The sequence below is a fragment of the Bacillus sp. N3378-2at genome, from assembly GCF_033412715.1.
Taxonomy (GTDB): Bacteria; Bacillota; Bacilli; order Bacillales; family Bacillaceae; genus Bacillus; species Bacillus subtilis.
Map to the genome: position 1 here is coordinate 1,991,303 of NZ_CP117986.1, position 22,735 is coordinate 2,014,037.

The window sequence follows — 22,735 nt, forward strand, 5'->3', positions numbered from 1 at the left end:
CTTGATAATACTATCAGTATGGTCAATGCTTTCCTTTCTAAACCGGAAAAACTCCGCTCAACGTTGCATGATGCATTGGAGCATGTCATTGAAAAGCTGCTCTGCATCACTGCGGTCAATCTGGACAAGCGGGTCATTGAGGAAGGCTTGAAACGCGAGGCCAGTGTCCTTTGTTAAACCTGCTTCCGCCACTGCCTCCTGATTGGATATATGCCTAGCCGCCAGCATTTCCACACCTTTCGGAAGCGCTCCGGACAAAATCGGCTGGACACGGTTCCTTGTGATGAATGCGTTTGTTTCGACAATGGCTTGTATAGGAAGGTTTGAGACCTGGCCTTGATTCGGCATATTTACATTTGTGACGAGTTCACCCAATCCGAGAAGAGCCGCTATGATATTCACGCCTTCTTCTCCCGAAGCTTTCTCAGCAACGCCTCGTTGTTGCACGATCAACCGTTCTGTTTCTTGTCGTTTCTCAGCTCTGTCTTGTTTTCTGAATGATATAGGTGTGAGATGAAATTTCCATACTTCAGGCTGTTTGAGGTATGGGCCGGGAAGAAACTCTGCCAGATGCCTGTCTCCCGCAGCAGGGATGGCGCCATACGTTTCAAATAAATCAAACGCAACACGGTGTGCCGAACAAAAGACGCTGTCCCTCCAGCTTTCCCCCTCCAGCTCATATCCTCCTGATTCCCCATAGTGCGCGCTGAATTCACGGAATATAGGCAGCAGGTCAATATGGCGGTAAGAGGCTTTTGTGATCCATGTAAAATGGTTAATGCCGAGCACATTAACGCGGATATCTTCACGCCGCGGCACCTCAATCCCCAGCCTTTCCGTGACCATTTCCGCCAATAACTTTTGCGTCCCGAATACCTCGTGGCAGCAGCCAATCGCTTTGATGCCGGGAAACACTTTATACAGCACTCTTGTACAGACAGACATCGGGTTTGTATAATTAATGACCCATGATTCAGGTGCGTAGTCTCTTATTGCCCGGGCAATTTCCGCAAATATCGGCACAGCACGCAAGCCCCTGATGATCCCTCCAGGCCCGACAGTATCACCTACAGACTGATAAATACCGCAGCGCTCAGGCAAGTGGACATCGACTTCCATATCATCCAGTGATCCCGGCAAAATGGAAATAATGACGATATCCGCGGCTGATAACGCCTTTTTCAAAGTAGAAACAGCCTCATATCTCCATCTGCCGTTCCCGCTGTGATTGCCGATCACTTCATTTTTCTGAGCGGCTTCAAAATCAAGATCATAGAGCGCCACCGTGCCTGACATACGTTCATCAATCGACAAATCACTCATCAGGCTTCTGGCCCAGCCTTGGGACCCCCCGCCAATATAGACAATCTTAATCTGATCTAATGTACTGATATGAAACACTCCCTTTCTCAGCCTTTCACCGAACCGATCAGCATTCCCTTTGCAAAGTGTTTTTGTAAAAATGGATAGACCGCCAAAATCGGCAGCGTTGCAATGACAATGACAGCGAGTTTAATTCCCTGCTCCGGCGGAACGGCATTTTGCATCGTATCGCCATTGGTCGCTGTTAAATCCGATAAAATCGTGACTTGGCGAAGCACCATTTGCAGCGGCCATTTTGCACTGTCATTGATATATAAGAGAGCGTGGAAGAAATCATTCCAAATCCCGACCGCATAAAACAGCGCAAAGGTCGCTATAACCGGCTTTGACAGTGGCAGGGCGATCCGCCAGAAGACGCCGATTTCGGAACAGCCGTCAATTTTTGCTGATTCCTCCAGCTCGCGCGGCAGCTGCTGAAAGAAGTTTTTGATAATAATCAGGTTGAACGGATTAATCGCCATCGGCAGAATCAATGCCCAATACGTATCCAAAAGGCCAAGTGATTTTACGACAAGGTACATCGGAATCATGCCGCCTGAAAACAGCATGGAGAAAATCACCAGATTCAACAGCAGATTCCGTCCCTTCACATGCCGCTTCGCCAGCGGATACGCCATCGTGAAGGTAAAAAACAGCTGTACAGCCGTCCCAACCACCGTGATGAAGATGGACACGCCCATGCTTCGAAGGAACGTCGGTGTCGAAAACACATACTTGTAAGCATCAAGTGTAAAGGTTTTCGGGAAAATAAAGAAGCTCCGCTGGGCGAGTTCCGCTTCTGTCGCAAAGGAACCGGCGATAATATATAAAAACGGCAAAATGGTAATCGCGCCGACACCGCCGAGAAACAGAATGTTGCAGACGTCAAACACCCGTCCGGCTTTGGTGTTGTGCATCGTGTGAATTTCAGCCATACCTCTCCCTCCTCTAAAACAATCCTTCCTGATCAAACTTTTTCGCAATGTAATTGGCGCCAAAAATCAAGATAATCCCGACAACTGATTTAAACAAACCGACCGCCGTGCTGTAGCTATACGCCCCTTGGGTAATCCCCATCATGTACACATACGTGTCGAAGATGTCAGCCACACTGCGGTTGAGCGAGTTCGTCATCAAATACACCTGTTCAAAGCCTAGATTCAAAAAGCTGCCGATTCTTAAAATCAACAAAACGATAATGGTGCTTCTAATCGCCGGCAGCGTAATATGCCACATTCTCCTGAACCGTCCCGCTCCGTCCATGATGGCCGCTTCATACTGCTCTTGATCAACCGTAGCAAGCGCTGCCAAAAATAGAATCGTTCCCCAGCCTGTCTCCTTCCAAATGCTTTGCATCACAATCATTGGCCGGAACCAGTCTGCATCCGACAAGAAAGAAATCTGCTCACCTGTCAGGCTCATAATCAATTTGTTGATCACACCTGTATCGACAGTAAAGAAAACGAAGGTGATGCTGACCACAATTGTCCATGATACAAAATGGGGTACGTAAATAAAGGTTTGGATACATCTTTTATACACGGCCTTTCTTACCTCATTCAAAAGCAGAGCCAAAATGAGAGGCGCGGGAAAGGCAAACAAAAGATCCAGGCTCGCCAGCATGAGGGTGTTGCGCAGCAGCCGGAAAAAATCCGGATTCATAAAAAAGTCTTTGAAATAATCAAAGCCGACCCATTCGCTTTTCCAGAAGCCGAGATATGGCGAGTAGTCTTTAAAAGCGATGAGCACGCCCCACATCGGCAAGTATTTGAAAATCAAGAAATAAAGCAGACCGGGAATAAGAAGAAGATAAAGCCATTTGTCCCGTTTGAGCGCAGCCATCCAGCTGATGCCTTTTCCAGCGGTGAGAACAGGTGCATCTCCCTTCTTCGGCACTGTTTCCATATCTGTTCTCCTTTCGTGATACCGGGGCGCCCGCCGAAAGGCAGGCGCATCGGTTTATTTTGACGATTGGTACAATTTGTTCAAGTCCTTCATCAGTTCATTGCCGCCGCTTTTTTTCCAAAGCTCCACCGCATCATCGAACCCTTTTTCATCAATTTCTCCAATGATAAATTGTGTTCTCGCGTCGAGGATGATGTTGTCAAGCTGGGCTCCTTTTTGGGTATAGACATCAGATACAAGCGACTCAGCCGGGTTAAAGACCGCTATTTTTTCTCCTTCGGTTATGATGTCCTTGCGATGCTGGAAGAGCTTGGTTTTCTGGTCTTCGATGTAATACTCGCTTTTCGGAATCGACATGCTGAACTGTGCCAAGCCTTCATGCTCATACAGGAGAGATTTGTTGTTTTTTTCAAGTGAGGTGAATACGCCGTCCTTGAGCTCGTAATTGCGGCCCTTCACTCCGTTGTTCGTGAGAATCTGCGCTTCCTTGTCATTCATCTTATCGAGGAAGGACAGCACCTCTTTCAGCTCTTTTTCGGTTTTGACGCTTGATTTTGGTATCGCGATCATGCCTGAAGAACCAGATGTCGGGAAGGTGCGCTTGCCATTCGGTCCCTCAAGCGAGCCGACGATATCAATGATATCCTTGTTCGACTCATCAGCCTCCTCCATCGCGCTTTGGATTTGAGACGCTCTTGAGCCTGTATCAACGATGACACCCGCTTTTCCTTTCACAACCGGATCATTCCACTTCGCAGAATCCATGACAGCAAAGTCCTTATTGATCAATCCCTCATCATAGAGCTTTTTAAAAAACGTGAGCGCATTCATGTATTCCTTCGTTGTAAAATCCGAAATCAGCTTTCCGTTTTCAACACCGTAGCGGTTCGGAGCGCCGAACCAGATTTGCAGAACATCCCATGGGCTTCCGTTGCCGAGTCCCATCCATTTCGGCACGACCATGCCATACGTATCATCCTTGCCGTTTCCGTCAGGATCTTTTTCCTTAAAGGCTTTCAGCACTTCATAGAAATCATCAAGCGTTTCCGGCATATCCAGACCGACATTTTTCAGCCAGTCGGTTCTGATGATCATACACGCCCTGATCAGATCCCTCGTTCTGTAGATTCCGTACACCTCGCCGTTCACCGAGCTGTTCTTCAAAATCTTTTCATCTGCCTGGCTTAAATTCTTGTAGTCTTTTAAATAAGGAGACAGCTCCCAAAACGCCCCTGCTTTGACAGACTTGATAAAGCCGGCTGACTTATCTTTAATGATAATCGCGTGAGGCATCTCTCCTGAAGCCATGACGATGTTGAATTTGTCGTTGTAGGATGAATCAGGCACCCATGTGACCTTAATCTCTTTGCCTGTGTATTTTTCGAGCGCTTTTAATGAAGGACTCTTATCACTCGGGCTTTCCGGCGATAAAAGCGGCGCCATAATTTTGATCGTATCTTTCGAATCGCTTGCTGAATTGGATGTTTCCGAATGGCTGCATCCGGCGATCATCATGGCAGCAAGCGGCAAGGCCATCCATTTTTTTCGCATTCTTATTTTCATGATGCGTAAGTCCCCCTTTTTTCAATTTGCATTTCCCCTTTGCCCCTCTCAATATAAAGCGCTTACATAAATTCTTGCAATCTTCATTTTTTGCACCATTTCTCCTATGAAATTCCGGCTGTTATCCGGATCAGTTCCAGCGCCGCTATGACATTTAAACACCATTGAGAGACAGTGTTCGTTGTCACCCATGGAAGCTCCTCTAGCTGCGTCCATGTCTCGATGCGCTCCGGTTTGATCGGAAGCGGCGTATGGCTGAGCTTATCATCTAGCAAAAGATTCCACGCTTTGGCGGCGAGATGAGGATCTTGTTTTTTTCTCGCGGCGTAGGCTGTCATACCGGCGGCGAACATCGGCCAGTGAAAATGCCTGTCATGAAGAGCGCCTCCGCTTTTTTTCCGTTTTTCCTCATCACTGAGTGTGTAAAATTCGCCGAATTTACTCAGCATATCCTCCCATTCCCGGTCATCAAGCAGCTCAGCCAGCTCCATCCACACTTGCGGCGCGCCGAAGGCAATGATCATATGATATCCGCCCGCAATGCCGTCTCCCATGTGATGAAGCATCGAGGTCGCCGGGTCATATTCAAATGTCGGGCCGGATAATAAGCGGAGCGGTAGCCACTTCAGACAGTTGATTCCCGTTTCGATTTTTTTGAGATATTCCGGATTTTCGGTCCGCTCCCATTCCGCCAGCCAGTTCGAGCAAAACGCCGCCCAGTCCGGTCCCGTTCTGGCGTGAGTCGGGTGCTTGCCTTTCTCGTAAAAAGCGCGCATCGGATCGGTTTTGACGAGGGCATAATCGGCATCCTTCACCTCTGTCAAAAGATCTCCCGTCCGCTCATCACCCGTCAGATAATAATAGAATTTATAAAGCCCGGCCATGCTGATTCTCGCTTCCTTGCAGCCGCACCCCCAGTGCACAACGTTATGCCGTGAACCAAGTCCTGCGTATTCACCGAGGTGAAAGCTGTCCGTTTCGCTCGTATGGCGGGTCATGGCTTCTGCCATGCGAAAGATATCCTCTCTGCCTGAGCGGAAAAACGCCTGCCACAGCCATAGGGTCGGAACGAGCTCATTGTTTTGTCATGCGTATCCACCGAGATCGTACCGCCACATATGCCGGATCGGGTCATACGTATGCATGACATCGCCATAATGCCAAAAACCGTACCATCTGCGTTGCTCTACTTCCTTTTTATAAAACAGAAAGGCCGCATCAAGCTGTTCTTCCAGCTCTTTTTTGAGCGGATGGGATGTGTCAATGATGCTCCATACCCCAAGTGCTTTTGATTCGTAATAGACGTCCGGCTCGCATACAATGAGCGGCGGCGCCTGCCATTTGTCAGCCAGCGCATTGAGGACTTCGTCAGACGGCATGTGCGAAAAGCACGCCAGGCTGATTTCATTTGTGTTCGCAATGCCTGTCGGATCAGAGCGCATTTCATCAAAGCCTTCATACGCGCTGGCCACGTGGGTGTTTCCTGTATAATGCCGCAAATCCATCGCTTCGCCGTCCGGAGGCCAAAGCCAGATAGTCATTTTGGGGCGGCTGCCGGCAAGACCTGTGATTTCCAGTGCTGACGGATATTTCTCAAAGAAATACCGCAGGCCGAGAGCCACACCGCCATTTTCTCCGCCCGCATAGCAGAGCCCCTTCGCCCGGCTGCCATGCAGCATTCCGACCCACGCATAATCTTTTCCGGTCCGTTTTGACAGGCTGTAATGATCGCTGGAATCTTGCATGAGCTTGACATCGTCCCAAACCGCATTCTGTGTGCCATGTGCAAAACATTCCTTATGCTCTTCATCTGGAGACAGCATTTCGCCATTGATTTGTTTTTCATAAAGCGGATACCGTTCATTGAATTTACGTGTGCCAAACAGCTGGGCGGGTTCTTTGTACATCCCTTTCTCTCCCGCAAAGCGGAAATGGCGGTTGTACGGCTCTCCCTCCAAAAAAAGGTCGAATTCGATGCCGAGCCCCTTAACGAATTCTTGTTTACCGCTCCTGTCAATCAGCTGCGTGTGCACAAGGCCGATCTCAGACAGCCCGGCTTAAAACGTCAATCGGATGACAAACGGCAGCCATTCTTCATTCGTTTTATGGAGCACATGCACTCCCTCGATTTTGACTACTGCTTTGACAGGACCACTCTGCTCAATCGCCGCCCGTTTGATAAAGCTGACAGACCTTTCATGCAAAAGAACCGTTTCCGCCGCCGACTCCTTTCTCGTTTCTCTTATCGCGACGAGCCTCCCGCCTGCGGCGATCGGCTTTCCATTGATCCGCAATGATTGAATGAAATCAGATCCTGTTTTATGAATGGTACAAACGAGTGCTCCTGTATTCACTTGGATATCATGCTCTGTCTCATGAATGCTGAGCGATTCAGTTGGCTGCGGCACTTCTCTTTTGCGAACTGTAAAGCTTTGGTTTTCCTGACCGCCAAACACCGCCGCGTGCTTCGTCCACTTGATGCTCCCATCCGGCCAATAGGCCGACGGTTCGCTTTGCACATATCGCGTTTCCGCGTTTTCATTCATAAGCGCCAGACGGTCTCCTTTTTTTAATTCTCCTTTTTTCCATGGCACGCCCCACGTCACGCCGCTTGTCAACTTTGGCTGTCCTGATAACCATTTGATCTTTTTCATCTGTCTCTCCCTCCATAGAAAAAAGCTGATTCGATGCAAAGAATCAGCTGTGATTGTCAAATTGAATCACACGGTATTCATGCGGTCCGACCGCCAGCCTCCCCGCCTTTTCCAAGCGGTGCGTCAACAGATCTGTTCCCGCTTCCGGCAGTGTCACACTTCCTCCTTTTCCATCCATATTCACGATGATCCACACAAGGCCGTTATCGCCTTTGCGCGGGGCAACGATTGTGCCGGGCGTAACATCCGACCGGCTGGAAATAACAGCTTCCTCCGCGTAATGCCTAACGAGCGCTTCCAGCATCGCATCCCCTTCTTTCCCGGATGGAAGCGAGCCCAGCATGACAATTTTCCCCTCGCCGTAATTCCGTTCCGTCAGAAAAGCATGGCCCGCCCCCGGTCCTGCTTCAACCGTACCAAGGGTGTTTCCGCTCTCTGTGTCAAACACCGTGCTCCATAGTCCGAGCGGCGCCGTGATGCCAAACGCTTTTCCTGTATTCACGTTCTCATTCATCGGAAAGGTAAAAAGTGTTTTGATCCCTGACGTTTTCTCAAGTTCGCCAAGTCCGCAATCGGTATGAATGGTATGCTCGCATGTGCGCCCTCCTGTCAGCGGCCCGGTGATCCAGATGCCGCCAGCTTCAGCGAATGCCGAAGCTTTTTTGATAAATTCAGCAGACAAATACGGCACAAATGGCGTAAACAGCAAGCGGTAGCCGTCCAGCGGAGCGCCTTCCGGAATAAGGTCACGGTGAATCCCCGTGTTGAGAATACGTTCATAAAAATGCGTCACAAGCGAACGATGCCGGAGCCCCCGGTGAGGCTCAGTTTTAATAAATGCTTTTGCTCTGTCAGAGTAAGTCATCGCCGCCTCGGCTTGAACGGGTTCAGTCGATAGAATAATAGGCTCGATTCCTTTCTTGCCCGCTCAACCGCCAGTACATTTTGGTAGCCGATGGCGGGTTCGCCCCAGGCACTGAGAACCGAACCGTGGGAAATCTCGCTGCCTGAACGCTGCTGTCGCCATAGCCAGTAGCAAAACCCCTGGCTTCCTAAGGCGTAGGACGATACGGCTTCGGCCTGCAAATACCCGTCTGCGTGCGGGTAAGCGGAGCTTTCAAGCGAGGCGGCATACGACGGACTCGTTTCCAAAATCCAAAACGGGCGCCCCTGTTTCAAATTTCTCCATAAATCACAGTTCAATAAAAAGGCAGAGGCGTTTTCCTGCGAAGCGTACGTGTCATAGGAGGCAAAATCGAGATTCTGAAACATTCGCTCATTGTCCACGCTGAACATGACTGATCCGTTATGCGTGATCGGCGCATCTGAATAGCAGCGGATGATTTTGGCCTGTTCATCCGCAAACGAAGCGATCATCTCCATCGAAAACAGCTGATACATGGTGCTTAGGGAAGCGTGATGCAGAAACGGGGCCGGTCCCGGCTGCGGGACTTGCTCAAACGTCTGATAGGTTTCGCTCCACACATCGGTTCCCCAAGCTTCATTCAAGCGCTCAATCACCCCGTAGCGATTTTTGAGCCAGTCATGCCATAAGCGCAAACATGTCTCACACATACATTCTGCAACATGGCATTTAAACTCATTGTCTAGCTGCCATCCGATCAGCCCAGGGAGCCGGCCAAGCTCCTTGGCGATGGCTGTGGTGATGATGGCGGTTTTTTTTTCGGAAATACGGGTTGTTCGTACAGGCATGCTGACGGGAGCCATGCCCCATGATCTCTCTTTTTTCATTGACATGCATGCGTTCGGGCCGGCCGTGTGAGAACCAAATTGGCGGGGTAGGCGTCGGCGTGCACATAATCGTTTCGATCCCGCTTTCATACAGCCGGGCAATGATTTCTTTGAAAAAACCGACGTCAATTTTTCCTTCTTCAGGTTCCATGACAGACCAGGCAAATTCGCCGATCCGCACAACATTTACGCCAACTTCACGCATGATGTCAATGTCCTCCTGAATCGTCTCTTCATCCCATAATTCCGGATAATAGCAAGCGCCATGATACAGTTTTCTCATCCCATTTTCACCTTTCTTTGATGATCGATTCTGTCAATGGCAGGCCGAGCTCCTTTATGCCTTTTGCCACAAGTTTCGCCATTTCATTTGCGCCTTTTTTTGTAAAATGCGTGTAATCGTTAATCCCTTCTGAAATCATAAAATAGGTGTATACTTTTTCCTCGCCCTTCTCAGTAAAGAAAGCAAGGCTTTTCTCCATCAGATCAATGAGCTGGACATTCTCCTCTTCAGCCGTCTGCTTCATGGCAATGCAGTAATCTGGAAAATCGTTCAAAAACACGCCATTTTCGTAATGAAAGCGGGCTACGGGGGTAATGAGAAGCGGATGGGCGCCTTTTTCCCGTGCGCCTGCGATATACTGCTTTAAATATTGTTTATAAGTAGTATAGGGCTCGGTGTAGCGCTCCGGCTTATTTTTCGACGCGTCATTATGGCCCATCTGCACGAACAGCCAATCATCCGGCTCAATCACATCAAGGATTGCCTGAAGCCTGCCCTCTTCCACAAATGTTTTCGAGCTTCTTCCCCCGATCGCTCTGTTGATCACTTGAATATGCTCCGGCAGATGCGAGCCGAGAAACTGCCCCCAGCCCCCTTGATTTGTGCTGTCTCCATACGTTTGAACAGTCGAATCGCCGGCAAGATAAATATGATTTGCCATTTTTTCATTCCCCCTCGTTTTTTATACAGCTTCCATCACGGATAGCTCTTCCCTTGAAAAAGACCGGTGCGTACAGCGCTTGAGCATTGGTTCGTCCTGCCCGTTCGTTAAACATCTTGTCGTAGCGTTCAGCCTTTGCGTCTTATCCCTTAGTCCTCCTACAGCGGCGCCTCCGCTTTACTTCCCGCTATGTACAGGGCGGGCTTCGGCGGTTTTTTCATTCCCGTTCCGAGGTAAAAGCTCGTGTGCGGCGGCTGGTTGTAGGCGGTATTCTGCCAGGCGATGCCGAGCCTGTAAACCGGATCATGCATCAGCGTGTAAAAGCGGTGGCGGGTGAGATGTGTCGTTGTATAGATACGGAGCGCGCTGCTGTCTTCCGTTCTCCATATCACTTCTTCCCGCCAGTCTCCGAACAGGTTGGCCTGAAGAACCGGGTTTCCTTTCGTGCCGTTGTTGGACAGCACGCCGGCCGGCTGAAATACCGTCTTCAGACAGCCGTTTTCAGCATCCCATTTTTCAATCTTTGGCCTGCCGATCGTTCCGTCCCAGTCATGATCAAGCAGTTCTCTGACCAAATCACCGTCCCACCAGATGGCGAAATTGGCTGAAGCGGGCGCTTTGTCGCTGATTTTTTCGCCTTTGCTCGTGAAAAGCCCATACGACATGCCATCATTGCCCGGCGGATCAATTCCCCAGACGAGCGATCCTTTGTAGCTTGGATCAATATGAGCCGCCATGCCCCGGCCAACGTCAGTTCCAGCATGGACGCCCCATAATATCTCACCGGTTCCGGCATCTCGCAGCGACAGTCCGTACGGCTTCGTGGCGTCCTCATACACCTGGAACACTTCAAGCCCTTTTCGTGACGGGTCCAGATCCCCTACATGCATCGCGTCTCCGTGCCCGAGCCCCGTTGAGTACAGGCCGGTTCCGTCATGATCGACAGCCATTGCGCCGTATATGATTTCATCTTTTCCGTCTCCGTCGACGTCCGCCACGCTTAAACTGTGGTTCCCCTGTCCTGCGTACGCTTCATGTCCCGGATGGTTGGAGTCAAATACCCAGCGTTTTTTGAGCCTTCCGTTTCTGAAATCGTATGCCACGAGCACGGCTCTCGTATAGTAGCCGCGCGCCATAACAAGGCTCGGCCGCTCCCCATCCAAATAAGCGATCCCGGCGAGAAAACGGTCCATCCTGTTTCCATAGCCGTCTCCCCAATCCTCCAGCTTGCCGCGGGGCGGTTCATATTCCACGGTCGTGAGTTCCTCACCGGTTTCTCCTTTAAACACGGTCAAATATTCCGGACCGGACAAAATTCTGCCCTGTTCGTTTCTAAAATCGGCATGCTCATCACCGATGATATGTCCTTTCCCGTCTGTTGTGCCGTCAGCTGTTTTCATGGCTATTTCTGCTTTTCCGTCACCATCCAGGTCATACACCATAAATTGCGTGTAATGAGCGCCTGCCCTGATGTTTCTGCCAAGGTTGATGCGCCACAAAAAGGTGCCGTCCAGTTTATAGGCATCTATGAGCACCTCCCCTGTATACCCGTCATGAGCGTTGTCTTTTGAATTGGACGGGTCCCACTTCAGGATGATTTCATATTCTCCATCCCCGTCCACATCCCCGACGCTGGCATCATTGGCGCTGTAGGTGTACGGCTTTCCATCCGGCGTCACACCGCCTTCTGGTTTGGCAAGCGGAACCTCCAGTACATTTTCCCGCCAGACTGGAGCTTCTTTGGACAGTTTTTCTTCCCTTCCCTTATTGACGGCCGCCACCTGATAAACAGCGTCAGCCGTTCCGTTTTGATCGAGAAAATTAGTGCTTTCAGCGATTGGATCGCGGGTGATCCGCTTTCCATCCCGATAAAGGTGAAAAGCCGTCGTCTCATGGTCCGTGCCGAGAAAACGCCAGCTGACAAACACGCCCTGATCTGTCTTTACCGCAATCAAACCTCTGGTCAAGTATTCCATTTGCCTCTTTTTTGGTTTCATTTGATGGGAACGGGCTGCACGCAGCCCGTTCCTTCCCCCTTTCAGTTAAGGCGTATACATATTCGGTTTTGGCTGTTCCGCCATGCCGTCTCCTAAAAAGAAGCTTGTGTGCGGCGGCTGGTTATAGGCGACATTTTGCCAGGCGATGCCAAGCCGGTACACCGGATCGTGCATCAGCGTATACAGCCTGTGCTCAGTCGGAATGGTCGTCGTGTAAATGCGAAGAGCACTGCTGTCCTCCGTTCTCCACACCACTTCCTCCCGCCAATCACCGAGCAGATCAGCCTGAATCGCCGGTGTTGCTTTTGTGCCGTTGTTAGCCGCTGCGCCTGATGCAGTCAGCACATTTTTCGATACGCCGTTTTGATAATCCCACTTATCAATTCGGTTGCTGTCCAGCTGTTCCCGGAGCAGATCGCCGTCCCACCAGATGCCGAAGTTGGTCGAGGACGGAACCCCGCTTCCGATTTTGACCCCTTTCGCTGAGTAGAGAGAACCGTTTGCCCACACTTCCTGTCCCGGATAACTCGGGTCAATATCAGCAGCCATTCCCCGGCCTACATCCTTGCCGGCATAAACGCCCCAAAGGATTTTTCCGGTTGCAGCATCCCGGAAAGATAAGCCGTATTTTGCATTTTTGTCCTCATGAACTTGAAACACCTCAAGCCCCGGCCGGCCCGGATCAAGATCTCCTGTATGGAGGGCATCCCCATGGCCTAAGCCGGTCGAGTACATGCCTTTCCCGTCATGATCAACAGCCATTGAGCCGAAAATAATCTCATCTTTTCCATCCCCGTCAACGTCCGCGATGCTCAGGTTGTGATTCCCCTGTCCGGCAAACGCTTCATTTCCTGACTTTGAGGAGTCCAGCGTCCAAAGCTTTGACAGCTTTCCATCCCTGAAGTTATAGGCAACTAGCATGGTTTTAGCGTAATACCCTCTGGTCATGATCAGGCTCGGCCGCTGTCCATCAAGGTAGGCAATGCCGGCGAGAAAACGGTCAACACGGTTGCCGTAGCTGTCTCCCCAATCCGACACATTGCCGCGCGCCGGTTCAAAATTTGCGGTGACAAGCTCTTCCCCGGTTGAACCTTGAAACACAGTGAGATATTCAGGGCCTGAAAGCACACGCCCCTGTTCATTTCTGTAATCAGCATTGGCATTTCCAATTACTTTGCCCGTGCCGTCTTTTGTCCCGTCTGCCGTTTTCATTGCCACTTCCGCTTTTCCGTCACCATCAAGGTCATACACCATAAACTGGGTGTAGTGCGCGCCCGCTCTGATGTTTTTGCCGAGATTGATCCGCCATAACTTTGTGCCATCCAGTTTATACGCGTCAATTAGCACGTCACCCGTATAGCCATCCTGTGAATTGTCTTTTGAGTTAGACGGGTCCCATTTCAGGATCAGCTCGTATTGCCCGTCACCATCCACATCGCCAACACTTGCGTCATTAGCGCTGTACGTGTAAGCTTCACCTTTTGGCGTCGTGCCGCCAGCCGGTTTATCCAGCGGGACGGAATGATACGGCTGCGCCCATACGGAGGCTTTTTCAGAAGCCGGCTGTTCGGTACCGTTTACAACAGCCCGAACCGTATACGTTGAGCCCGCCGAACCGTTTTTATCCACATAGTTCGTGGTTTTGACAGGCGCAGCATTCAGTTTTTGCCCGTCTCTGTACACATTGAACAAAACAGATGCGTTTTCAGTTCCAAGAAACCGCCAGCTGACAAAAATGCCCCCGTCTGTCTTGACCGCTACAATCCCCCGGTTCAGCGCTTCCATCTGCCGCGCTGCCCCTTCAGCTTTCACAGGACATACAGAGATTCCCATCACCAACAAGACCAGCAACGTAACAGCGGTAAACATGCGTTTCCTTCGTGTAATCATCAGACAGCTCCTTCTCATTTATATGTAAGCGCTTACTTAAATTGGATTTTATGCGCTGTGTGAGCTGTCTTCAATTTCACTTTTTTGCATCTGCCTATTTCGGACACTGCACTTTTTTGCGTATTTGTCATTTTTTTGTTACCCGGCTTGATGATGCCGGGCCTCCGTCTTTTGAAATCCCCTAAGAGCAAAAAACATCAAAACAAGCCCAAATAAACACGGGCCGTAAAATGGGATCAGGCCAGGAAGCGTATACAGCAAATAAAGGACAAATCCGCACCCGATCAGCATACAGCCGGTTGTCAGCGGCCTCATGGCGCCAAACAGCAGTGCCTGCGGAATATATTTGCGAAGCGGGAGCTGGTAATGCACATAAAGGGGAAACACATACATCAGCGCGATGATATACAAAAGCCCTGCAAGCAGCGTGCAGCTTGTTACTGCAAAGGACAGCCAATCCGTACTGGCAGAAAAATAATGATAGTTCGCGGACAATATGAGCAAAAGAGCCGAAAACGCCAATCCGATCGCATTAACCTTGAGAAACTCTTTTTTATAGGTATCGAGAAATAACGGAAATATCGGGACATCCTTTTGCCCCATCAGCCATTTCCTTATAACGGCACACATCGCGGCTGTGCTCGGCGCCCATCCGAAAAGAACGCCGCCCAAAAGTGTAAACAACAGCCACAGCCCGTTGAGCCATGCTATTTTCACCACCGCTTCGCAGCCTGCATAAAGCGCGTCCGTTAGGGTCGTCTTCATCTTCTCACCGCTTGATGCACGGCAAAATCCCTGTAAGCTGCTTTCATGGGGGCCATCTGCCGGAACCCGATTTTTCCTTTTGTTAACACAGGCCCATAAGTGCTGCCGTCGTCCATCCACTCAAGAATGGGCAGACCATTGATTGAAAAGTGCACATAGCCTTTGTCTTTGATCAGCTTCATACGATACGGAGAATCAGCGTCGTCTGGAGAAGGCAGCGGATCGGCCCCCATTTCGGCGAGGTGGAAACCGCGGCTTTTTCTTAAATTGCAGGTGCGGAATGCTCTTTCCTCCGGGTATTTTCTGCGGAAATACGACAGGTGGAGGGCATTGATATCTCCTGAATGATACTCAGGGTATGTTCCTGTTCTTTTCCTGAGACTTGTGTCAAACAAATCCTCGCCGCGAATACCCGCAGCGGCAAAAAACAGCATACACAGTCCAGGCTGCTCGATCGGAGAGAAGTCCCATGTCACAATGATGCCGTCTGGAAAGGTTTCCGGACACCAAAAGACAAAGTGCGCTTCGTCCTGGACATGTGACAGGTGCAAGCTGTGATCGTCAAATGAGATCTGTCCGCCTCCCTCCATCCGCCAGTCCTTTACATCACTAACTGACCGGAGCGGATTGTGGTACAGGCACGCGCCTTCCTTATACATGTTCTTTCCCCTCCCGGCTCACAAGGTGGTCCTTAAGCGGAAGTCCGAGCTCTTCAATGCCTTCTGCCACAAGCTTCGCAACCTCCATTGCACCTTTTTCCGAAAAATGCGTATTGTCCTCAATGCCGTCCGGGTAATTCGGATGTTCATTCGGCTGAAACCAAATGAACAATCGCTTCGACTCCTCCGGCCCGTATGCTTCATACAGCACCTTTGTTTTCGCAAGCAGATCAATCACAGGTACATCGAGCTCCTTCGCCAGTGCTTTCATCGCATCGGGATACTCACCGAGCGTATGCTCGATCCGTCCGTTTTCATCAAAGCGGCGGCGCTGCACCGATGTGACGAACACAGGATGCGCGCCCTTTTCGCGTGCCGTATCTGCAAACAAGGTAAGAAACTGCTGAAATGTGGAGTACGGCTTCGTCCCCCGCGGTTTTTGGTCATTGTGGCCGAATTGAATCAACAAATAATCGCCTTGTGTGATGTGCTCGGCAATTGCTTGAAGCCTTCCTTCCTCCACAAAAGAATTGGTGCTCGCTCCTCCTTTGGCATGATTGCGGACCAGCACACCTTCAGAAAACAATTGCCCGAATACCTGCCCCCACCCCGCCATCGGCGCTTCATGAGGCGGGCAGTCACTCACAGTGGAATCCCCCGCTAAAAATACTTGAATCGGTTTCTTCATCACATGTTCTCTCCTTTCACGGCGTTTCCTGATACATTTGCCTGAAGACACCCGGCGGCATGCCGACCTGTTTTTTAAAAATCCGATTGAAATAATTGTGGCGATAGCCGACTTCTTCAGACACATCATGAATTTTTTTATTCGTATTGACCAGCAGTTCTTTCGCCTTTTCGATTCTGATCTGGGTCACATAATCGATAAAATTAATGCCGGTCACTTGCTTAAATGCCTTGCTTAACGTATAGGAATTCATGCCAAGCGCATCGGCACAGCTTTCCAATGAAATGTCCGCCATATACTGTTCGTGAATCATCGCAATCACACGTTCTGCCAGCTGCTTTTGCTGTCTGTTTTTTCTGCCCTCAAGCTTGGAAAGGTAAGGCGTCACCACTGCATCCATCAGCCAGGCCGCCGCTTCGTTAGGTTCGCGCAATTCTGAAATATCAAGAAACGGATTCCGGTGCTGAAACAGTTCGCTGGGATTGAGCCCGGAATGCAAAATATCCTCCTGAATGCGGGAAAACAGCTGAATCAGGGCGGAATGCACATGCCTGTCTATGGCCGCCTTTTCCGCCAGTTCCTTCATACATCCATCTATCAGTTCCTTGGCTTCCTGTTTTCTTTCCAGCCGGATGGCCTGAACAATTTGTTTTTCCAGCTCAAAAGGGTAATAAGGAGCGAACTGCTCATCCTGAGGGAAGTCGGCCTGCAAATCAATGACCTGATCCCGGTTAGCAAACTTCCTGCGGGATTTGCCGCATTTCACATTCTGAAATAAAGAAGGAATTTCCGTGATACGCTCCGTTTTGCTGCTCAATGTCGAGGTCAGGCATAGTCCGGTTACATCCCCAAATTGGCGTGCCAGCTCCGTTATATACGCCTTCAGATCAGAGCTGTTTGTTTTCATTACAAGAACGGTGACAGAAAGCCGGCCGATATCAAGTATGGAGAGCTGAAAAACGCGTTTATCCGCCAATTCCTCAGCCAGATTGGTCAGGGTAAACACGGCAAGCTGTTCATCACCTTCACGGAAGACGCTTTTTTCACAGCGGAGCCCTGTCACCTGTAGATCCAGCACATGAAACACGTTTTCGCCGATGTTCCAGCCGGCCTCCTCCATCCGAGATCTGAGACTGTCCTCGTTGTCATAGTAAAAATCCCCCTGCAAGAGGTGCTGCAAAAAACTCTTTTTCATATGGGGCGTCTGCCGCAGGAGCTGCTCTTGGAGCTTCCGGCTTTCAAGGGATAGATCCTGCCACCTCTTTTCAATCCACTTGAATTCATCCTGCCCGGACGCCTGCCATGTTTTCTTCTCTCCTCCGGTAAACAAGCCAAGCAAATGCTGAATGGGACGATAGATTTTTTTTGATGCATACCATGTCATGCATACCGCCAAACCGATGCAAATGACCAGCATCACGATGATCACTTTTGATAAAAACACCATCGGCGCTGTAATAGCTGAAAGAGGCGCCGCTGACACAAAGGTCCATTGCTGATGCATCCGGTTCATTTCTCCAAAGGAGACAGAATACACCTTGCCTTCCCATTCCATCTGAAAATGGCCGTTCTCAGCAGGCTGTTTTTTTATCTCTTGAAGTAAAGTCTTTTTAAAATCTTTTTCTCCCTCATGAAACAGCACCTCTCGATTTTGATCTAAAAGCAGCGCACTTCCATCAGGATAGGGGGACAAGCTTTGCAGGATTGATTCCATTTCTTTCGGATCAACCGCCAGCATGATCGCGCCGAACGGTTTCTCCGCCGCGCCCGGAATGAGCTGGATCAGCATCGCTTGGTTTCCCGACCGTTTCCAATAAATGCTGTGGTCTGAGGAAAGCAGCGAGCGATACTTGCGAAGCGCCTCCTGTTCTGTCAAAGCGCTGTATTCAGGGCTCAGCACAAGAGGCCGGGGGCTGTTCAGAAAGATGGAGGCCTGCTCGATCAGCGGCTGCTGGTCCCGCAAAAGAAACAGCTTTTTCGTTAATTGATAGGAGAACGTAAAGTCTTTCTCCAAATCCCTCTCGGCCAATCCGTTCATCAGTGAAGAATCGTAGGCCATCTGGGTGAGTGCCAGTTCAAGCACTCCCAGCTTCTCATCCATTCGGCTGACCTCACGCGCCACCTGTGTTTCATGCGACCTTTGCAGCTCTTTCTCCACCTTGTCGATCGAAAGAAAGTAGATTGCGCCGCCAGTCAGCAATCCGGGAATACAGGCAATCAGCAAAATGAAGACAAAGTTTCTTTTGAAATACGTTCCCTTCCAGCGAGAAACCCGTTCCTTCTGTTGAGGCTGTTTTTTCATCCCTTTCCCCCCGCCACTGTCTTTACTGATACACGCGTTTTTTCGTTTTCAAAACATCAGCAAGAAACGTCAGCGCAAGTCCCTGCCCCCATCCTTGTATTCGTTTGTAAGGCACCTGTTTGTATCCTTCGGCATTTTTCATGACGGCTGTCCCGGCCGATACCTTGCTGACCCGTCCGTCCTCTTCCACCGCATCCAAAATGGCGGCAAGCGATTTCTGCACATATTTTGTATACAGCTTTCCGCTCGACATCAGAGCAGAAGCAATACCGGCTGATGCCGAAACCTCCAGATAAGAATCCGGATCATCCAAAATCGTATGCCACAGCCCTGATTCATCCTGAAGCCGGACAAGCGCGCTCAGCTGGTCTCTGAGCGATCCGTCGATGATCATAAAGGAAGGATGTGTCACCTCAATAAGGGGGAGCGCCTTTGCCATCGTGAGTGCCGCCCAGCCGTTCGCCCTGCCCCAATAAATCCCCGACAGATGATTTTGCGCTTTGTTGTCCCAGGCGTGGTAGTACAAATTCGTGACAGGGTCCTGAAGCACGTCCTCATGTCCGTGAAACTGGCGCAGGCCGTCTTCAAAATAATCCTCACGCTCCATGATCCGCCCGATTCTCAGCATAAACAGCCCAGCCATCATCAGCGTATCCGCCCATGCCTGCTCAGGAAACACGTATTCTGCCGCATTCACCGTATGCTGAAGGATACCCTCGCCAAAGCGCGGCGCCTTATGCAGCACATATTCCGCCATCTCGGCCGCTGTTTCCAAATACACGTCATCACCTGTCACCTTGTGGAGGAACAAAAGCGTATGCCCAATGGAAACTCCGTTGATCGAAAGCGGCGGCAGCCCATCCTCCAGCTGTTCATCCACCCACGTTTTTAACAGATTGATATATTCCTCGTTTTCCGTCGCTTCATAGGCCTCCGCCACACCGTAAAACGCGACGCCGCCCGGCCAATCCCACGCAAAATCCATCTGAAATGTCCGTTTCACGATCCGGTCAATAACCGACGTCACCTTTTCTTCATCAAAGATAAGCTGTGCCATCTGCAACACTCCTTTTTATTTTAATCCGGTCGTACTGATGCCCTGAACGATATATTTCTGAAACAAAAAGAATACAAGAATCACAGGCAATAACGAGACGGCTGACATGGCAAACATCGCGCCCCAGTTCGAAGCCGACTCTGTATCGAGAAAAAGCTTCAGCGCAAGTGAAACAGGGTAAAGCTCCGGCTTATTCAAATACAAAAGCGGCTGAATCAGCTCCTCCCACTTCCAATAGAAGGAGAAAATCGCAGACGTCGCAAGCGCGGGGGCAATCAGCGGGAGAATGATCCGCCAAAAGCAGGCAAAGCGCCCGCATCCGTCGATTCGCGCGGCTTCATCCAGCTCCTCGGGAATCGTCCGGATAAACTGGATCATCAGAAAGATAAAAAACGCATGCCCGAAAAATTGCGGAACGACAATTGGTTTAAAGGAATTCAGCCAGTCTAATTTCGCAAACATAATATACTGCGGAATCATCAACACTTCATGAGGCAGCATTAACGTCCCCATCATGCACGCAAACCAAAATTTTTTTCCCTTAAACGGAATACGCGCAAATCCGTACGCAATGACAGCCGATGACAGGACGGCACCGATTGTTGACAGTCCGACAATGATCGCCGAGTTTTTAATAAACGTCAGAAACGGCTGTCCCGCGATACCCTTCCACCCTTCAGCATAGTTACTGAGAATAAAAGGGTCTGGAATGAGAGAATGTGAGGTTGTAAAAATACTGGCGCTTTCTTTAAACGAGCTGACAAACAGCCAAATGACCGGGTACAGCAGCAACACCGCCAGCGTTGCCGTAAAAACATGGAACAGTATGCGTTTGGGACTGACGCGCCCGGCTTTTTTTCTTTCAAAAACCGGGGCTTTTCTGACAGGCTCGTTGACCGGCTCCATCCGTCATTCCTCCTTTGACTCGTAATGAACCCAATATGACGATGTTTTAAACAATATGAGCGTAATCAGCCCGACAATGACAAGCATGACCCACGCCATCGCCGATGCGTAGCCCATTTGAAAATAGTTAAACGCACGCTGGAACAAATAGAGCGAATAGAGAAGTGTCCCGTCAAGCGGCCCGCCCTCGCCCTTCGAAATGATATAGGCAGGTGTAAATGTCATAAAAGCAGAAATCGTCTGCATCACAAGATTAAAGAAAATAATCGGTGTAAGGATCGGAAGCGTGATCTTGAAGAAACGCTGCACCCGATTTGCCCCATCCACACTTGCCGCTTCCAAATACGAAGACGGAATGTTTTTCAGCCCGGCCAGAAAAATCAGCATTGACGACCCGAACTGCCAGACGGACAGCAGAATCAATGTCCACAGCGCACTTGTCGGATTCTGGTACCAAAGAATTTTTTGATCAATCCCGAAAAAAAACAGCAGCGCATTGATGACCCCGTCATTGCCAAAAATATTGCGCCACATAATCGCCACGGCGACGCTCCCGCCGATGATCGAAGGCAGATAAAAGAGCGTTCTGTAAATAGCCGTTCCTTTTGCTGCATTGTTTAAAATGACAGCGATAAAAAGCGCGAAGCCGAGGCGGAGCGGAACCCCGGCAAGCACATACGTAAACGTCACCTTCAGAGACTGCCAATACTTTTCGTCACCCGTAAACATTTCCTTAAAGTTGTCGAGCCCGATCCATTTCGGCGCCGTAAACAAGTCATAGCTCGTGAAGGACAGAAACAGGGACGCCCCCATCGGAATCACCGTAAAGCATAGGAACCCGATGATAAACGGAGAAATAAAAGCATATCCCGCCAGATTGTCTTTTCTTATACTCCGGCTTTTTTTCATTGCGTCAGCCCCATTTCCCGTCAATTATTCCTCTCTAATATCTCATTGGCCTTTTTCCGGAACGTTTTGGCGGCTTTTTCCGGCGATACCTTCTGATACAGAATCTGATCTGACGTATCCTTCAGCAGTTTGATGACCTCCGCGCTTCCCACAGGCTCTGGCGGATCGGCTTTGCTGATGTTTTTTGACGCGGTTTCTACATACTCCACGATGTTGGTTTCTTCCTCATTCAGCTTCGGTTTAATCGCATCCGCCACCTTGTCGGAGACTGGAACGCCTCGCTCGCCTTTAATCAGCTGGTTCGCTTCCTCATTATTCACGAAGAAATTAATAAATTTCGCTGCCTCTTTTTTATGCTCAGAGCTTTTCGGAATGGAAAACAGCATACTCGGCTTCAATGTCAGCGCCTTTTCCTTCATTTGCTCCGGCGGCAGATAGAGAGACAGCGGCGAGTCTGTCAGCCGGGCAAAGCCCAAATATTGATTGGAGTAGTTCCATGTAATCGCTGACTTGCCTTTGACGATAAAATCGTCTTCCATCCCTTTAATCTGTGCGCTTTCATCAGGTGTTGGGGACGTTTTCGCTTTCACCAGCCTCAGCTGCCGTTCAAAGTAATCGCCAAACAGCTGATCATCTTGATACGCGAGGCCAGTGCCGTCTTCTTTATAAAAGCGCTCACCCTTTGTGCGCAAATAATAAGGGAAGAAAATATCAGGCGGATGCATTCCGTTGGAACCGTAGACACCGGCTTTTTCCTGAAGATTATACGCCAGCTTCTCGTAATCCTCCCACGTCCAGTTTTCCTGATTGATAGACACACCGGCTTTTTTCAGCAAATCTTCATTGGCAATCACAGACAGCACGTTGACACCTAGCGTAAATCCATATAGCTTATTGTCGATTTTTCCGCCCGACAGCATATTCTCGTCGATTGAACTGACGTCAATCGTTCCATCCTTTGTATACGGCGTTAAATCCTCCAGCTGGTTCTTCTTTCCGTATTGGGCTAAGTAAGCGGTATCCATTTGAATGACATCCGGAAGCTGGCCGGCGGCAGACATGGGCGCGAGCTTTTTCCAGTAGTCATCCCAGTTCGCAAATTCCGCTTCAATATGGACGTGAGGATTCTTTTTCTCGTAAAGTTCAATTACCTTTGTTGTATAATCATGCCTTGGCTGCCCGCCCCACCACGCGATTCTGAGTGTAACGTCTTCATTTTTTCCCGAGGCCTCTTCACCTGCTGAACATCCGCTGAACAAAAAGACGCAGACAAGGGATAACAGCACGTAACAAATCTTATTCAAACCAATCCCCCCTTTTTAATGTAAGTGCTTACATTTTATTTTAAAGCGTTCGGATAGGGCGAAACACTCAAAAAACAG

Annotated in this window: 15 protein-coding genes and 2 pseudogenes; all 17 read right to left on the reverse strand. The window is 49.8% G+C overall.

Going from position 1 to position 22,735, the window contains the following annotated elements; genetic code table 11:
• Positions 1–57: 57 nt before the first annotated feature.
• The 17 genes and pseudogenes from lplD to PUN35_RS10970 all read right to left on the reverse strand — a co-directional run bounded on the left by lplD (position 58) and on the right by PUN35_RS10970 (position 22,657).
• Entirely contained in the window at positions 58–1,401 is a 1,344-nt protein-coding gene (gene lplD / locus PUN35_RS10890) for an alpha-galacturonidase LplD (RefSeq protein WP_014479124.1), read from the reverse strand.
• A gap of 8 nt (positions 1,402–1,409) precedes the next feature.
• Positions 1,410–2,297, reverse strand: coding sequence for a carbohydrate ABC transporter permease (locus PUN35_RS10895; RefSeq protein ID WP_014479123.1), 888 nt, complete (start codon positions 2,295–2,297; stop codon positions 1,410–1,412).
• Positions 2,298–2,310: 13 nt separating this feature from the next.
• Entirely contained in the window at positions 2,311–3,267 is a 957-nt protein-coding gene (locus PUN35_RS10900; protein ID WP_014479122.1) for an ABC transporter permease, read from the reverse strand.
• A 54-nt stretch (positions 3,268–3,321) separates the two neighbouring features.
• Entirely contained in the window at positions 3,322–4,830 is a 1,509-nt protein-coding gene (locus PUN35_RS10905; RefSeq protein WP_014479121.1) for an extracellular solute-binding protein, read from the reverse strand.
• Positions 4,831–4,934: 104 nt separating this feature from the next.
• Positions 4,935–7,484: pseudogene (locus tag PUN35_RS10910) on the reverse strand (hypothetical protein).
• 43 nt (positions 7,485–7,527) lie between these two features.
• Positions 7,528–9,519 (reverse strand): annotated as a pseudogene (gene yesZ, locus PUN35_RS10915) (beta-galactosidase YesZ).
• Between the two features lie 7 nt (positions 9,520–9,526).
• Positions 9,527–10,180 (reverse strand): rhamnogalacturonan acetylesterase, encoded by a 654-nt coding sequence (locus tag PUN35_RS10920; RefSeq protein WP_003233813.1) that lies wholly within the window; start codon positions 10,178–10,180, stop codon positions 9,527–9,529.
• 158 nt (positions 10,181–10,338) lie between these two features.
• Complete coding sequence (gene rhgX / locus PUN35_RS10925) at positions 10,339–12,177, reverse strand: rhamnogalacturonan exolyase (protein ID WP_049832635.1); 1,839 nt, start codon at positions 12,175–12,177, stop codon at positions 10,339–10,341.
• A gap of 45 nt (positions 12,178–12,222) precedes the next feature.
• Complete coding sequence (rhgW, locus tag PUN35_RS10930; protein ID WP_072592510.1) at positions 12,223–14,085, reverse strand: rhamnogalacturonan lyase; 1,863 nt, start codon at positions 14,083–14,085, stop codon at positions 12,223–12,225.
• 120 nt (positions 14,086–14,205) lie between these two features.
• Entirely contained in the window at positions 14,206–14,832 is a 627-nt protein-coding gene (locus PUN35_RS10935; RefSeq protein ID WP_033882027.1) for a YesL family protein, read from the reverse strand.
• On the reverse strand, positions 14,829–15,491 hold the full coding sequence (locus PUN35_RS10940) for a YesU family protein (RefSeq protein WP_014479110.1): 663 nt from the start codon (positions 15,489–15,491) through the stop codon (positions 14,829–14,831). Before PUN35_RS10940 ends, PUN35_RS10935 begins: the two co-directional genes overlap by 4 nt.
• Positions 15,484–16,182 carry a rhamnogalacturonan acetylesterase gene (rhgT, locus tag PUN35_RS10945; RefSeq protein WP_031600252.1) on the reverse strand — a complete coding sequence of 233 codons (699 nt, stop codon included), beginning with the start codon at positions 16,180–16,182 and terminating at the stop codon, positions 15,484–15,486. Before rhgT ends, PUN35_RS10940 begins: the two co-directional genes overlap by 8 nt.
• Before the next feature lie 13 nt (positions 16,183–16,195).
• Positions 16,196–18,481, reverse strand: coding sequence for a transcriptional regulator YesS (yesS, locus tag PUN35_RS10950; RefSeq protein ID WP_014479108.1), 2,286 nt, complete (start codon positions 18,479–18,481; stop codon positions 16,196–16,198).
• Between the two features lie 22 nt (positions 18,482–18,503).
• The gene (gene yesR / locus PUN35_RS10955) at positions 18,504–19,538 is read right to left on the reverse strand and encodes a rhamnogalacturonyl hydrolase YesR (protein WP_014479107.1); all 1,035 of its coding nucleotides are present in this window, start codon (positions 19,536–19,538) and stop codon (positions 18,504–18,506) included.
• 15 nt (positions 19,539–19,553) lie between these two features.
• Positions 19,554–20,444, reverse strand: coding sequence for a carbohydrate ABC transporter permease (locus PUN35_RS10960; protein WP_014479106.1), 891 nt, complete (start codon positions 20,442–20,444; stop codon positions 19,554–19,556).
• Between the two features lie 3 nt (positions 20,445–20,447).
• The gene (locus PUN35_RS10965; protein ID WP_014479105.1) at positions 20,448–21,377 is read right to left on the reverse strand and encodes a carbohydrate ABC transporter permease; all 930 of its coding nucleotides are present in this window, start codon (positions 21,375–21,377) and stop codon (positions 20,448–20,450) included.
• Entirely contained in the window at positions 21,374–22,657 is a 1,284-nt protein-coding gene (locus PUN35_RS10970; RefSeq protein ID WP_014479104.1) for an ABC transporter substrate-binding protein, read from the reverse strand. The genes PUN35_RS10965 and PUN35_RS10970 overlap by 4 nt, the downstream gene beginning before the upstream one ends.
• Between the last annotated feature and the right edge of the window lie 78 nt (positions 22,658–22,735).